This window comes from Amaricoccus sp., from assembly GCF_047602525.1.
In the GTDB taxonomy this organism is placed as follows: Bacteria; Pseudomonadota; Alphaproteobacteria; order Rhodobacterales; family Rhodobacteraceae; genus Amaricoccus.
On sequence record NZ_JASGHB010000001.1, the window covers coordinates 1,440,295 to 1,453,612 of the forward strand.

The following is a 13,318-nucleotide window of genomic DNA, read 5'->3' on the forward strand; positions in this document are numbered from 1 at the left end:
GCATCAGAACTTCACGGCCGGAGGCGTCTGCGCCGCGTCGTCCGCCGTGAACTCCGCCATCGGCTTGCTGCCGCGGAACACCGTGTTCGCCCAGAGCACGCCGGGGAAGGTGCGCAACGCGGTGTTGTACGCGCGCACCGCCTCGATGTAGTCGCGCCGCGCCACGGCGATGCGGTTCTCCGTGCCCTCGAGCTGCGACTGCAACGCCAGGAAATTCTGGTTCGACTTCAGGTCCGGGTAGTTCTCGCTCACCGCGATCAGCCGGCCCAGAGCGCCGGAGAGCTGGCCCTGCGCGTCCTGGAACGCCTTGATCTTTGCCGGATCGGACAGATCGTCGGCCGACACGGTGATCTGCGTGGCCTTGGCCCGCGCCTCCACCACCGAGGTCAGCACGTCCTTCTCCTGATTGGCATACCCCTGCACGGTGGCGACCAGGTTCGGGATCAGGTCGGCGCGCCGCTGATAGTTGTTCTGCACATCGGCCCACTTGGCCTTCGCCTGCTCTTCCAGCGTCGGGATCGTGTTGTAGCCGCAGGCCGACAGCAACAGCCCGATCAGCGACATCAGCACGACGGCGCGCGCGCGTGGAAGGGAAAGGGTCGTCATGGGGTTGCCTCCTCAAATCACGGCCGAGGATAGGCGGGGATCCGATCCGGTGAAAGGGCGGTGATGGCCCGCCGGAGTTCGAAGGGGCCCGCTCGGTCGAGCGGGCCCCACATTCATCCATTCCGGAACTGGCGGCGTCCGGCGGCCTGCGTCAGGCGGCGGCCTTCGCCTCGATGGCCTTGCCGCTGCCGATCTCGATCTTGCGCGGCTTCAGCGCCTCGGGGATCTCGCGCACCAGGCTGACGTGCAGCAGGCCGTTTTCCGTGCCCGCCTCGACCACACGCACGTGGTCGGCAAGCTGGAACCGGCGCTCGAAGGCACGCGTGGCGATGCCGCGATGCAGGACGCTGGCCTTTTCCTCGGTCTCCGCCTTGCGGCCCGTGACGATCAGCTGGCCGTCCCGCACCTCGACGCTCAGCTCGCTATCGGCAAAGCCGGCAACGGCGAGGGTGATGCGATACGAGTTGTCGCCGGTCTTCTCGATGTTGTAGGGCGGATAGGCGTTCTGCGTCACGTCGGACGAGAGGGCCTGATCGAGAACGCTGGCGAGCCGGTCAAAGCCGACAGTCGAGCGATAGAGCGGGGAGAAGTCAAAGTGGCGCATGGTTGCATCCTTGGTTAAGCGATACATCGACTGGACCTTCCGATGGACAGGCCCTGTTCTTCTGCGTCCGGCCCGATCATCGGCCCCGGACATCGCTTAGCTGGGAATCCCGCGCGGCGGTTTCAAGGGGTGGCCGCCAGCGCCTGCAGCCGGTCGAGCGCCGGCTCGACCTTCGCCGCCAGAGCCACGTCGCGGCCGCCGCCGCCGATGGTGCGCCCCATCGCCGAGATCACCGCCACGAGCCGGCGCGCGTCGCCCTCGCCTTCGAACACCGGGGCGCCGGACACCCCTTCGGTCACCGCGCAATCAAGCGCCAGCCCGGCGCCATAGCCCGAGATCAGGCCGCACGGCCCCTCGATCGACGGCGCCTGCGGCCGGTCCTTGCCATAGGAGACAATGGTGAACGGCCCCGGCCCGAGCGTGCCGGTGGCGAACGGCTCCGCCGCCTTCGCCGGGATCGGCACCGCCAGCACCAGCAGCGCCAGATCCGCGGCCACCCCAGCCGGCCCGGCGCGGCCAAAGGCAAAGTCGGGATCGGCGACCGCGCGGACCACCCGCCGCATCGCCGCCTTCTTCTCGATGCGAAGACCCGCGACGAAGCGGATCTCGTTCGGCGCCACGCGCGCGCCGGTCAGCGGATTGTAGAGGCAATGCGCCGCGGTCAGCACCTGGTCGGGTGCGATCAGCGTCCCGGTGCAGAACCGGCTGCCGGCGATGTTCACCCGCCCGACGCCGCGGAACGGCACCGCCTCGTCCTCGCCCAGCATCCGCCGGCCCGGACCCGCCGCCGCCGCCACCGACGCCCCCGCGAGCAACAGCAGCAGCGCGAGGAGCCCGCGCATCACGCCGCCCCCTGCACCGCCGCAACCGCCGCCGGCCGCGGGCCGCCGGTGGCCCAGTCGAGCAGCTGCGCGGTATGCACCACCGGCAGCGCGGTGCCGGCGCCGATCTGCACCATGCAGCCGATGTTGCCGGCGGCGATCACCTGCGGCGCCAGATCCTCGATCGTCGCCACCTTGCGCGCCCGCAGCTTGCCGGCAATCTCCGGCTGCAGCAGGTTGTAGGTGCCGGCCGAGCCGCAGCAGAGATGGCTGTCGCGCGGCTCCACCACCTCGAAGCCCGCCGCCTTCAGCAGTGCCTTCGGCTGCACCCGCACCTGCTGGCCGTGCTGCAGCGAGCAGGCGGCGTGGTAGGCGACCCGGAGCGACCCCACGTCGACCACCGGCGCCACCCCGAGTTCGGCCATCACCTCGCTCACGTCCCGCGCCAGCCCGGCCACGGTCGCGGCGTCCCCGGCGAGCGGCCCGTCCGCGAACAGGTGGCCATAGTCCTTGACCATCGTGCCGCACCCGGAGGTGTTGACGACGATCGCGTCGAGCCCGCCGGCGCGGACCTCCCGCATCCAGGCCTGCACATTGCGCGCCGCGGCCCCCCGCGCATCGTCCTCGCGCCCCATGTGATGCACCAGGGCACCGCAGCAGCCCATGCCGTCGGCCACCACTACCTCGCAGCCGTGCCGCGTGAGCAGGCGGATCGTCGCCGCGTTGATCTCGGTGTCGAGCACCCGCTGCGCGCAGCCGGTCAGGAGCGCCACGCGCTTGCGCCGGCCGCCGTCCGCCGGGAACACCTGCGGCCGGTCCATCGGGCTCGCCGCCGGCAGCCGCGCCGGGGCGAAGGCGAGCATGGCGCGGACCTGCGCCGGCATCACCCGCGCGAACGGCCGGCCAAGGCGCGCCGCGCGGAGCGCCAGCCGGAACCGCCGCGGGTACGGCAGGATCGCCGCCAGCAACGCACGCAGACCCCGCTCCATCGCCGGCCGGCGATAGGTCTTCTCGATGTGCGCCCGGGCGTGGTCGACGAGGTGCATGTAGTGCACCCCGGACGGACAGGTGGTCATGCAGGACAGGCACGAGAGACAGCGGTCGATGTGCTGCACCGTCCGGGCATCCGCCGGCCGCCCGGCCTCGAGCATGTCCTTGATGAGGTAGATCCGCCCGCGCGGGCTGTCGAGCTCGTCACCCAGCACCTGATAGGTCGGGCAGGTGGCGGTGCAGAACCCGCAATGCACGCAGGTCCGAAGGATTCTGGTTCGAGCGGGCCACGGCGGGATCGCGCAGCTGCTCGGGCGTGAAGCTCGTCTGCATCAGGCCGCCACTCCCACCCGGGCGGCCATCAGCCCCGGGTTGAGAATTCCCCTCGGATCGAACCGCGCCCGCAATCCGTCCGACAGGGCCGCCACCGGGGCGGGCTCCGGCGCGAACACCCCCCAGCGCGCCTTCGCCGCCGCGCTGGCCCGGACGAGGGTGGCGTGCCCCGGTACGCCCAGCCGGGCGCGCACGTCGATCGCCTCGGGCGCCAGCGCCCAGACGAGGCCCCCCGCCCAGTCGAGCACCACCTCGGCCGGCGCCAGGCTCGCCGCCACCCCGGGCCCGTCGGTCGGCTTGACCGAAATACGCCAGAGCGCGCCCTCCCGGCCGGCGAGGGTGCCGGCGTCGCGGATCGCCGCCCACGGTCCCGGCCCGGGCTCGATCCGCGCCGCCCCGAACCGCGCGAGCGCCGTGGCCAGCGCCGCGCCGCGATGCGCCACCGACGCCGGAAACCCCTCGACCCGAAGCAGCGTCCGACCGTCGGCATGTGCCGCTCCCGAAACCCCGTAGGGCGTGGCCAGCGCCGCGCGCATCGCCCGGCCCGCGGTCGCGAGATCATGGCCGTCGAACACCAGCGTCGCGGTCTCGGCCGCCGCCGGCAGCACCTTGAACGCCACCTCGGTCAGGATGCCGAGCGTGCCATGGCTGCCCGCCAGCAGCTTCACCAGATCGAGCCCGGTCACGTTCTTCATCACCCGCCCGCCGTTCTTCACCACCGCGCCGCTGCCATCGACAAAGCGCACACCGATCATGCTGTCGCGCGCCGCCCCGGCCTCGATCCGCCGCGGCCCGGACGCGTTGACCGCGGCCACGCCTCCTACCGTCGGCACGCCGGCGACGCCGAAGACGACCCGGCCGTCCCAGGGCTCGAAGGCCAGCCGCTGCCCCTCGGCCGCGAGCACCGCCTCGACCTCAGCGAGCGGCGTGCCGGCCCGGGCCACCAGCGTCAGCGCCCCCGGCTCGTAGAGCGTGATCCCGGCGATCCGCGCGAGCGACAGCGGCCGCCCCGCCACCGCGCCGCCGATGCCACGGGTGCCACCGCCGCGGATCGACAGCGCCTCCCCCGCCGCGGCCGCCGCCCGCACCATCTCGGCAAGCTCCGCCTCGCTCTCCGGAGCCAACTCCGCGCTCATCGCCTCATTCCCATCCGCCATTCTTCTTCAGGTCTTCATACGGCCTTGAAACCTGGAGAGCAGTCGTTTTCCGGCCACAGCCGGAAAACCGGCAAAGAAAGACCAGCGCGCACCGCGCGCGCCGCATCGCGGGCAAGGCCCGCGTCCCCAAGGAACGGCCGCTCGCCGACCACTGCGGCGAGGCGCCCGCGGGCACCTGCCCGCGACGGCGGCGGGGGGCTCGATGCCCCCCGATGCCGTCCCCCCGGGGCGCCGCGCATCCTCAGGCCGCCCGTCGCGGGGCCGAGACCGCGAGCGGAAACACCTTTGCCGGATTGAGCAGCCAGCCGGGATCGAACACGTCCTTCACCCGCAACTGCGCCTCGAGATCCGCAGGCGCATACTGCACCTCCATCAGGTCACGCTTCTCGACGCCGACGCCATGCTCGCCGGTCAGGCAGCCGCCGACCTCGACGCAGAGCCGCAGGATATCGGCCCCGAGCGCCTCCGCCTTCTCGAGATCCCCGGGCTTGTTCGCGTTGTAGAGGATCAGCGGGTGCATGTTGCCGTCGCCCGCATGGAACACGTTCGCGACCCCGAGCCCATAGCCCGCGGTCAGCTCGCCGATCCGGCGCAGCACCAGCGGCAGCTCGCTCACCGGGATCGTGCCGTCGAGACAGATGTAGTCGGCAATCTGCCCCATCGCCCCGAAGGCCGACTTCCGGCCCTTCCAGATCAGCGCGCTCTCCTCGGCCGACCGGCTTTCGCGGATGACCTCCGGCGCATGCCGCGCGGCGATCTCGACGATCCGCCCGAGCTGGTCGGCGATCTCGGCCTCCGAGCCCTCGACCTCGATGATGAGCAGCGCCTCGACATCCGGATAGCCGGCATGGGCAAACGCCTCGCACGCCTCGATGCACGGGCGGTCCATGAACTCGATCGCCACCGGCAGCACGCCCGCCCGGATGATGTCCGACACGCAGGCGCCCGCCACCTCGTTCGAGCCGAACCCGAGCAGCACCGGCCGCGCCCCCTCGGGTTTCGCGAGGATCCGCAGCGTCGCCTCCGTCACCACCCCGAGCTGCCCCTCCGAGCCGCAGACGATGCCGAGCAGGTCGAGGCCGCCCGGGTCGAGATGGCCGCCGCCCAGCTCCACCACCGTGCCATCCATCAGCACCATGGTGACGCCGAGCAGGTTGTTCGTCGTCACGCCGTACTTCAGGCAGTGCGCCCCGCCCGAGTTCATGGCGATGTTCCCGGCGATGGCGCAGGCGAGCTGGCTCGACGGATCGGGCGCGTAGAAGAACCCGTCCGCCTCTACCGCCGCGGTGACGCTGAGGTTGGTCCGGCCGGTCTCGACCCGGATCAGCCGGTTCTCGGTGTCGACCTCGAGCACCCGGTTCATCCGCGCGACCCCGAGCAGCACCGCGTCCGCGGTCGGCAGCGATCCCCCCGCGAGGCTCGTCCCCGCGCCGCGCGGCACCACCTTCACGCCCTCGGCGTGGCAGTACGCGAGGATCGCCGAGACCTCGGCCGTCGAGGACGGCAGCACCACGGCGAGCGGCGGACAGCGGTAGGCGGTCAGCGCATCGCACTCGTAGGCCCGCACCTCCTCCGGCGCGTGGATCACCGCGCCCGCCGGCAGCAGCCGTTGCAACCCGCCGACGATCTCGGCCTTGCGGGCGACGACGGCGGGGTTCGGCTCGGGCATCTGCATGGCGCCACTCGCATGTCCGGGGGGTGGGTCGGCTGGCCGGAGCCTAGGGCCGGCCAGAACGATTGCCAAGGCGCCGCCGGCCCCCCGCGCCGCGTCAGACGCCGCGCGCGATCGCCGCGACGCCGGTGCGGGCCACGTCCACCACGCCGAGCGGCCGCATCAGCGCGATGAAGGCGTCGACCTTCTCCGGCGCGCCGGTGATCTCGAAGACGAAGCTCTCGAGCGTGGTGTCGACCGCGCGCGCCCGGAAGATGTCCGCCGTGCGCATCGCCTCCACCCGCCGCTCGCCGGTGCCGGCGACCTTGATGAGCGCCAGCTCGCGCTGCACGGCGGGCCCCTCGACCGTCAGGTCGTGCACCTCGTGCACCGGCACCAGCCGGCCGAGCTGCGCCTTGATCTGCTCGATCACCGCCTTGGTGCCGGTCGTCACGATGGTGATCCGGCTCAGGTGGCCCTCGTGGTCGGTCTCGGCCACGGTGAGGCTGTCGATGTTGTAGCCCCGGCCGGAGAACAGCCCGATGACCCGGGCGAGCACGCCCGCCTCGTTGTCGACGATCACCGCAAGCGTATGGGTCTCGAGCCGCTCGTCGAGCGGATTGACCAGATCATAGGCGCTGTGCCGGCTCGCGCCCTTCTGGATGGCAAGTGCGTTCATCTCGGCCCCCTCAGACCAGAACCGCGCCGCCGGCTTCGATCGCGCCCGACGTGGCGTCCTCGCCCAGCAGCATCTCGTTGTGCGCCTTGCCCGACGGGATCATCGGGAAGCAGTTCTCGTGCTTCTCCACAACGCAGTCGACGATGACCGGCCCGGGATGTTCGATCATCTCGCGGATCGCGTCGTCGAGCTTCGCCGGGTCCGTCACCAGAATTCCCTTCGCCCCGAACGCCTCGGCCAGCTTCACGAAGTCGGGCAGCGCCTCCGACCACGACGAGGAATAGCGCTCGCCGTGCAGCAGCTCCTGCCACTGCCGCACCATGCCGAGCCGCTCGTTGTTCAGGATGAACTGCTTCACCGGCAGGCGGTACTGCACCGCCGTCCCCATCTCCTGCATGTTCATCAGCCAGCTCGCCTCGCCCGCGACGTTGATGACCAGCGCGTCCGGGTGCGCGAGCTGCGCGCCGATCGAGGCAGGATGGCCGTAGCCCATGGTTCCGAGCCCGCCGGAGGTCATCCAGCGGTTCGGCTCCTCGAACGCGAGGTACTGCGCCGCCCACATCTGGTGCTGGCCGACCTCGGTGGTGATGTAGCGGTCATACCCCTTGGTCAGCGCCTCGAGCCGCTCCAGCGCGTGCTGCGGCTTGATGACCTTGTCCGAGTTCCGGTAGGCGAGACAGTTCCGCCCGCGCCACAGCTCGATCTGCCGCCACCACTTCGCCACGTGCTCCGAGCGGGTCTTCGAGCCGCGCTCGCGCCAGACCCGCAGCATCTCGGACAGCACCTCCGTCACATCGCCGATGATCGGGATCTGGACGTGGATGTTCTTGTTGATCGACGACGGGTCGATGTCGATCTGGATCTTCAGCGAGCCGGGGCTGAACGCATCCGTCCGCCCGGTGATCCGGTCGTCGAAGCGCGCGCCGATCGCCAGCATGACGTCGCAGTCATGCATCGTCCAGTTCGCCTCGTACGTCCCGTGCATCCCGAGCATCCCGAGCCACGCGGACCCCGAAGCCGGATAGGCGCCGAGCCCCATCAGCGTCGAGGTGATCGGAAACCCGGTCTCCGCCACCAGCTCGCGCAGCCGCCGCGACGCCTCGCGCCCGGAGTTGACCACGCCGCCGCCGGAGTAGATCACCGGCCGCTCCGCCTTCTCCAGCGCCTCGACGGCGGCGAGGATCGCGCCCGCGTCGCCCTGCGTCCGGGGCTGGTAGTGCATCACCCGCGCGTGCTCCGGCGGCGTATAGTCGGCCGTCGCGAACTGCACGTCCTTCGGAATGTCGACGAGGACCGGGCCCGGCCGCCCCTTCATGGCGACATGAAACGCCTGGTGGATGGTCTCGGAGAGGCGCGCGGTGTCCTTCACCAGCCAGTTGTGCTTCGTGCAGGGCCGGGTGATGCCGACGGTATCGGCCTCCTGGAACGCATCGTTGCCGATCAGGAACGTCGGCACCTGGCCGCTGAGGACGATCATCGGGATCGAATCCATCAGCGCGTCCGTCAGCCCGGTGACCGCGTTGGTCGCCCCCGGGCCGGACGTGACGATGCAGACGCCGGGCTTGCCGGTGGACCGGGCATAGCCCTCGGCCGCGTGCGTCGCGGCCTGCTCGTGGCGCACGAGGATGTGGCGGATATCGTTCTGCTGGAAGAGCACGTCGTAGATCGGCAGCACCGCCCCGCCCGGATAGCCGAAGACCGTGTCGACGCCCTGGTCCTTCAGCGCCTGGACGACCATTTCGGCGCCCGTCATCGCTCGCTTCATCTCCACCACTCCGATTCCGCCCCCGTCCCTCTTCGCCGGGCGCCAGCCATAAAAAAAACCCCCGCTCGGGGGGTCATGGCGCGGTTCCGTTCGTGAGCCTCAGGCTCGCGTCCGTTTCCCGCGCCGTCCAACGATGAGTACCGTCTCGAACACTGTCGAAAAACCCTCCGCAGACGGTCCCCATACGCCGGCGCGCGCGGCGCGTCAACCGGGTTATGCGAGGGAAGTTGCCGGAGAGCGCGCGTTTTCGACTTTTTGTTGCGCGCCGCTCGCCAATACTGCGTCAACCGGACGCATCGCTTGTCGCAGGGCCTTGCAGCCGCTGGCAGATTCTCAAAACGCCGACGAAACGTCGCAGGTCGTCTGGGAGGAATGGATAAGGGGCCTGCTCCGCCTCGCAGCAGGAATCGATCGCATCAGCACGGTCTTCGGCTGGGTCGCCGCGTGGCTCGTGCTGCTCAGTGCCCTCATCAGCGCGGGCAACGCCATCTCGCGCTATCTCTTCAACCTCAGCTCGAACGCCTGGCTCGAGATCCAGTGGCAGATGTTCGCGGGCATCTTCCTGCTCGGTGCGGCCGAGGTGCTGAAGCTCAACGAGCATGTGCGGGTCGATCTCTTCTACGGCTCGGCCCCGCATCGGCGAAAGCTCTGGATCGACGCGCTCGGCATCCCGCTGTTCCTGTTCCCTTCCGTGCTCACCATGATGTTCTTCTCGCTGGAGTTCTTCATGTCGAGCTTCCGCAGCGGCGAGCATTCGTCCAACGCCGGCGGCCTGCTGCTCTGGCCGGTGAAGTTCCTCCTGCCCTTCGGCCTGTTCCTGCAGCCGCACCGGATGCCCCCCTGCCGCCAGAAGGCATTCCGGGGCGAGGGCTACCTCTGGTTCCAGGTGGCGGAGTTCTCCTTCGACACCTTCCAGATCCGCAACCGCACCAAGGGCTGACGCAGGCCCCCGCCACCACCCCGCCCGGGCGCCGGGCGGGGCCGTCCAAGGCGCAGCAAACGCCGGCCCGCGGACTTCCGCTTGCAGAAAATACGCCCGCCGGAGGCAACCGACGCCTCCAATCGGGCCCGCCGCCCGCGCAGGTCACGGTCATCGAACCCTCACGCGGAGAATCCGGCCCAAAGCCGCGACCTCACGCGTGAAAAATCCTACTTCGTCGACGGCAGCTCGATCGCCGCGACCTGCTCGCTGATCGCCGGACGGTCGCCCCGTCGCTTGGCCAGCGTCGCCGTGTCGGTCTCGGTCGACAGCGACCAGCGGCTGTCGGCGAAGATCTCCAGCGGCTGGAACCGCTGCTTGTAGTCCATCTTCGCGCTGCCCGGCACCCAGTAGCCGAGATAAACGTATGGCAGGTTCGACTCCGCCGCGAGCCGGATGTGGTCGAGGATGATGTACGACCCGAGGCTGCGCGCATCGAGCGCCGGATCGAAGAACGAATAGACCATCGACACCCCGTCGGACAGGACGTCGGTCAGGCAGACAGCCGTCAGCTCCCGCCGCGCCTGCCCCTCGCGCGGGCGATAGTACTCGATCACCCGGCTGCGCACCGGGCTCTCCTCGATCATCGCCGCGAACTCGTTCATGTCCATGTCGGCCATGCCGCCGGCGGCATGGCGCGCGTCGAGATACCGCCGGAACAGGCCATACTGCGTCTCGGTGGCCCAGGGGCTGCGCGCGATCCGCTCGAGATCGGCGTTGCGCCGCAGCACCCGCCGCTGGCCCCGCGACGGCTCGAAGCCGCTGACCACGATGCGCGCCGACAGGCACGCCGAGCAGCCGGCACACGACGGGCGGTAGAGCACATTCTGCGAGCGGCGGAATCCCTGATGCGACAGCACGTCGTTCAGGTGACAGGCGCCATCCCCCTGCAGCGCCGTGAACAGCTTGCGCTCCACCTTGCCCGGCAGGTATGGGCAAGGCTGCGGTGCCGTCACGTAGAACTGGTGCGACTGCGGCAGGCTGTGGCGCATGACCCGGTTGGTTCCCCCTCTGCGCCGGAGCCTAGCAACAGCGCCGAGCGCCGGGCAACAGGATTCTCCGACACCGTGAACGGCCGGAGGCTCCCGACGACGGCCCCTCAGTCCACCGGCCGGTGCAGCGCCGTCGTCCCGAGGATCAGGTCGGGCAGGCTCTGGCCGTAACGCGTGCCGAGGATCGTCACGCAGCTCAGCACCTGCAGCACGAAGAACCCGAACGCCACCGTCTGGATCAGCGTGTGCAGCGCCGCCGTCATCAGGTCGAAGCGCGTGCCGTCACCCCGCCGGAACTCGATCCCGCAGAACCGCATGCCCCACGTGGCCGATCCGCCCGCGAGCGTCCAGGTGCGATAGCCGACGGCGACCGCGGTCAGGATCGCCGGGAACAGCACGAAGCCGAAGCCGAGGGTGAAGACCCCGAACACCACCGCCAGCGGCACGCCGACCGCCAGCACCACCACGACGTCGATCAGCCATGCAAAGAACCGCCGGGCCGGCACGCCGCGATAGAATTCCGGCTCGCGCGCCGGGTCGGGAAGCCCGGCCATCGGGCCGTGAACGAAGCTCGCATACATCGCTGTCCTCTCGGCGCACATCGGGTCTGGGGTTGGCCGCAAGCCGAAACATGGGAAGCGCAGGACCGGCCTGCAAGGCCGCGGAAGCCGGAGATGGAAAACCGACCGCGGCGCGTGGCAGGCGGCACGCGGGTGCCGTCAGTCCTCCGTCGCCTCCTTGCCGGCGAGAAGCTCCGGCCCGCCGCAGATCGCCGGATCCGGTGCCGCGACGGCCTTGCCCGGATAGTCGAGCCGCGACAGGATCGCCTGCATCGTCGCGAGCCGCGCCCGCCGCTTGTCGTCGGCAAGCACCACGGTCCATGGCGCGCTGGGCAGGTGGCTGCGCCGGAAGCTCTCGGCGATGGACTTGGTGAATTCGCCGAACTTCGGCAGGCCGTCGATGTCGGTCTGACTCAGCTTCCACTGCTTCAGGGGGTCCGACTCGCGCTGCAGGAACTGGCGCAGCTCCTCGGCCCGGCTTATCGCGAGCCAGACCTTCATGAGAATGATGCCGTCCTCGACCAGCGTCTGCTCGAATCCCGGCAACTGGCGGAAGAACCGCTCCCGCTCCTCGTCGGTGCACCAGCCGAACACATGCTCGACGATGCCCCGGTTGTACCAGGAGCGATCGAAGAGCACGAGTTCGCCGCGCGTCGGCAGGTGCGCGACGTAGCGCTGGAAATACCACTGCCCCCGTTCGACGTCCGACGGCGCGGCCAACGCCACGTCGCGCGCCCATCGCGGGTTGAGGTTCTCGCGGATCGCCTTGATCGCGCCCCCCTTGCCCGCCGCGTCGCGCCCCTCGAACAGGATGACGATGCGCTTGCCCTCCGCCCGCAGCCAGCGCTGCATCCGCACCAGCTCGAGCTGGCAGGCCGCGTAGGCCTTTTCATAGGCGGCGTCGTCGAGGTGCTTCTGATAGGGATACGTCGGGTCGAGGATGTCGTGCTTGCCCGCGTCCTCGAGGGCCGCGCGGATCGCCTTGGGCGCGTCCTTGCGGACGTAGCGGCTGACCGCGCCGTCGAACGGCTTCTCTGCATCCTCTTTCGCCACGATCCGCTCCTCCGCTCGTTGATCGCGACTATGCCTGCCGGCCGCGAAGCCCGCAATCGCGTCCGCCGCATCCGGCAAGGACTTGTGCCGAAACGTCTTCGGCTCGGGGCGGCCGCGGCGCGCCTCTCGGCCTGCGGTCGTCTCGAACGGCAGCGTCGAGGTGGTCGGAAGGACGCGGCCGAGGGCCGCTCAGCGGCCGATCTCGGCGCTGTCGTACGGCGTCGTCTGGTAAATCTGGTTGATCCAGTTGCCGTAGAGCAGGTGCCCGTGGCTGCGCCAGCGGTTCTCCGGCGTCCGGCTCGGGTCGTCGTCCGGGAAATAGTCCCACGGCAGCGGCACCGCGCCGCCCGCCGCCACGTCGCGCTCGTACTCCTCGCGCAGGGTGGTCGAGTCGTACTCCAGGTGGTTCAGCATGTAGTACGCCCGCCGACCGCTGTCCTCGATCAGCGCCGGGCCGACGTCCTCGGAGTGCAGCAGCACCCGCAGGTCGGGATGCAGCGCCACGTCCTCGCCGCGCACCTCGGTCCAGCGGCTGACCGGAATGATGACGCTGTCGGAGAACCCCTGCAGCAGCGGCGCCGACGGCGCGACGGCGTGATGGCGGAAGCAGCCGAACGCCTTGGCCGGCAGCGCGTGCTTCGGCACGCCGTGGAAGTGGTGCAGCATCGCCATGCCGCCCCAGCACACCCCCATCGTCGAATGCACGTGCGTCTGCGTCCAGTCGAACACCTCGCGCAGCTCGTCCCAGTAGCTCACCGCCTCGAAGTCGAGATGCTCGATCGGCGCGCCGGTGACGATGAGCCCGTCGAAGCGGCGCTTCCGCGCCTCGGAGAACGGCTGGTAGAACGCTTCCAGGTGCTGGGCCGACGTGTGCTTCGACTGATGCTCGGTCATCCGGATGAGCGTCAGCTCGAGCTGCAGCGGCGTGGTGCCGATCACGCGCGCAAACTGCGTCTCGGTCTGCACCTTCTTCGGCATCAGGTTCAGCAGCCCGATCTGCAGCGGGCGGATGTCCTGCCGGAGTGCCGCATCCTCCGACATGACCATGACGCCCTCGTGCCGGAGCACGTCGAAGGCGGGCAGGGTTTGGGGGATCTTGATGGGCATCGGGCGGGCCTCGGCGGTCAG

At 70.1% G+C, this 13,318-nt stretch carries 12 protein-coding genes and 1 pseudogene; 1 reads left to right on the top strand and 12 read right to left on the bottom strand.

Annotated features, from left to right (window positions below; genetic code table 11):
* Nucleotides 1-3: 3 nt before the first annotated feature.
* The 8 genes and pseudogenes from QM699_RS07535 to QM699_RS07570 form a co-directional block, all read right to left on the bottom strand.
* The gene (locus QM699_RS07535) at nucleotides 4-606 is read right to left on the bottom strand and encodes a LemA family protein (protein ID WP_415010549.1); all 603 of its coding nucleotides are present in this window, start codon (nucleotides 604-606) and stop codon (nucleotides 4-6) included.
* Between the two features lie 151 nt (nucleotides 607-757).
* Complete coding sequence (locus QM699_RS07540) at nucleotides 758-1,210, bottom strand: Hsp20 family protein (RefSeq protein WP_415010550.1); 453 nt, start codon at nucleotides 1,208-1,210, stop codon at nucleotides 758-760.
* Between the two features lie 122 nt (nucleotides 1,211-1,332).
* Complete coding sequence (locus QM699_RS07545; protein ID WP_415010551.1) at nucleotides 1,333-2,052, bottom strand: trypsin-like serine peptidase; 720 nt, start codon at nucleotides 2,050-2,052, stop codon at nucleotides 1,333-1,335.
* A pseudogene (glcF, locus tag QM699_RS07550) lies at nucleotides 2,052-3,354 on the bottom strand (glycolate oxidase subunit GlcF). Before glcF ends, QM699_RS07545 begins: the two are co-directional and overlap by 1 nt.
* Complete coding sequence (locus tag QM699_RS07555; protein WP_415010552.1) at nucleotides 3,354-4,490, bottom strand: FAD-binding protein; 1,137 nt, start codon at nucleotides 4,488-4,490, stop codon at nucleotides 3,354-3,356. The pseudogene glcF and the gene QM699_RS07555 overlap by 1 nt, the downstream one beginning before the upstream one ends.
* A 262-nt stretch (nucleotides 4,491-4,752) precedes the next feature.
* A complete protein-coding gene (locus QM699_RS07560; RefSeq protein ID WP_415010553.1) occupies nucleotides 4,753-6,186 on the bottom strand; it encodes an FAD-linked oxidase C-terminal domain-containing protein in 1,434 nt (477 codons plus the stop codon).
* 94 nt (nucleotides 6,187-6,280) lie between these two features.
* Entirely contained in the window at nucleotides 6,281-6,841 is a 561-nt protein-coding gene (gene ilvN, locus QM699_RS07565; protein WP_415010554.1) for an acetolactate synthase small subunit, read from the bottom strand.
* 10 nt (nucleotides 6,842-6,851) lie between these two features.
* Entirely contained in the window at nucleotides 6,852-8,606 is a 1,755-nt protein-coding gene (locus tag QM699_RS07570) for an acetolactate synthase 3 large subunit (RefSeq protein ID WP_415010555.1), read from the bottom strand.
* A gap of 451 nt (nucleotides 8,607-9,057) precedes the next feature.
* Here QM699_RS07570 and QM699_RS07575 point away from each other — a divergent pair, with 451 nt between their 5' ends.
* Nucleotides 9,058-9,546 (top strand): TRAP transporter small permease subunit, encoded by a 489-nt coding sequence (locus tag QM699_RS07575; protein ID WP_415010556.1) that lies wholly within the window; start codon nucleotides 9,058-9,060, stop codon nucleotides 9,544-9,546.
* A 209-nt stretch (nucleotides 9,547-9,755) separates the two neighbouring features.
* Here QM699_RS07575 and QM699_RS07580 read toward each other — a convergent pair whose 3' ends face one another.
* The 4 genes from QM699_RS07580 to QM699_RS07595 all read right to left on the bottom strand — a co-directional run bounded on the left by QM699_RS07580 (nucleotide 9,756) and on the right by QM699_RS07595 (nucleotide 13,297).
* Nucleotides 9,756-10,577, bottom strand: a complete 822-nt coding sequence (locus QM699_RS07580; RefSeq protein WP_415010557.1) for an arginyltransferase — start codon at nucleotides 10,575-10,577, stop codon at nucleotides 9,756-9,758.
* Nucleotides 10,578-10,684: 107 nt separating this feature from the next.
* Entirely contained in the window at nucleotides 10,685-11,158 is a 474-nt protein-coding gene (locus QM699_RS07585; RefSeq protein WP_415010558.1) for an RDD family protein, read from the bottom strand.
* Nucleotides 11,159-11,296: 138 nt separating this feature from the next.
* Nucleotides 11,297-12,190, bottom strand: coding sequence for a polyphosphate kinase 2 (gene ppk2, locus QM699_RS07590; protein ID WP_415010559.1), 894 nt, complete (start codon nucleotides 12,188-12,190; stop codon nucleotides 11,297-11,299).
* A gap of 189 nt (nucleotides 12,191-12,379) precedes the next feature.
* Nucleotides 12,380-13,297: a homoserine O-succinyltransferase gene (locus QM699_RS07595; protein WP_415010560.1), complete on the bottom strand. Its 918-nt coding sequence runs from the start codon at nucleotides 13,295-13,297 to the stop codon at nucleotides 12,380-12,382.
* Between the last annotated feature and the right edge of the window lie 21 nt (nucleotides 13,298-13,318).

What these genes read in the sequence shown, in the direction of transcription:
- QM699_RS07555 (WP_415010552.1), bottom strand. Translation starts at nt 4,490, where the DNA reads ATGAGCGCGGAGTTGGCTCCGGAGAGCGAGGCGGAGCTTGCCGAGATG.
- QM699_RS07595 (WP_415010560.1), bottom strand. Translation starts at nt 13,297, where the DNA reads ATGCCCATCAAGATCCCCCAAACCCTGCCCGCCTTCGACGTGCTCCGG.
- QM699_RS07545 (WP_415010551.1), bottom strand. Translation starts at nt 2,052, where the DNA reads ATGCGCGGGCTCCTCGCGCTGCTGCTGTTGCTCGCGGGGGCGTCGGTG.
- QM699_RS07560 (WP_415010553.1), bottom strand. Translation starts at nt 6,186, where the DNA reads ATGCAGATGCCCGAGCCGAACCCCGCCGTCGTCGCCCGCAAGGCCGAG.
- ilvN (WP_415010554.1), bottom strand. Translation starts at nt 6,841, where the DNA reads ATGAACGCACTTGCCATCCAGAAGGGCGCGAGCCGGCACAGCGCCTAT.
- QM699_RS07580 (WP_415010557.1), bottom strand. Translation starts at nt 10,577, where the DNA reads ATGCGCCACAGCCTGCCGCAGTCGCACCAGTTCTACGTGACGGCACCG.
- QM699_RS07570 (WP_415010555.1), bottom strand. Translation starts at nt 8,606, where the DNA reads ATGAAGCGAGCGATGACGGGCGCCGAAATGGTCGTCCAGGCGCTGAAG.
- QM699_RS07585 (WP_415010558.1), bottom strand. Translation starts at nt 11,158, where the DNA reads ATGTATGCGAGCTTCGTTCACGGCCCGATGGCCGGGCTTCCCGACCCG.
- QM699_RS07535 (WP_415010549.1), bottom strand. Translation starts at nt 606, where the DNA reads ATGACGACCCTTTCCCTTCCACGCGCGCGCGCCGTCGTGCTGATGTCG.
- QM699_RS07540 (WP_415010550.1), bottom strand. Translation starts at nt 1,210, where the DNA reads ATGCGCCACTTTGACTTCTCCCCGCTCTATCGCTCGACTGTCGGCTTT.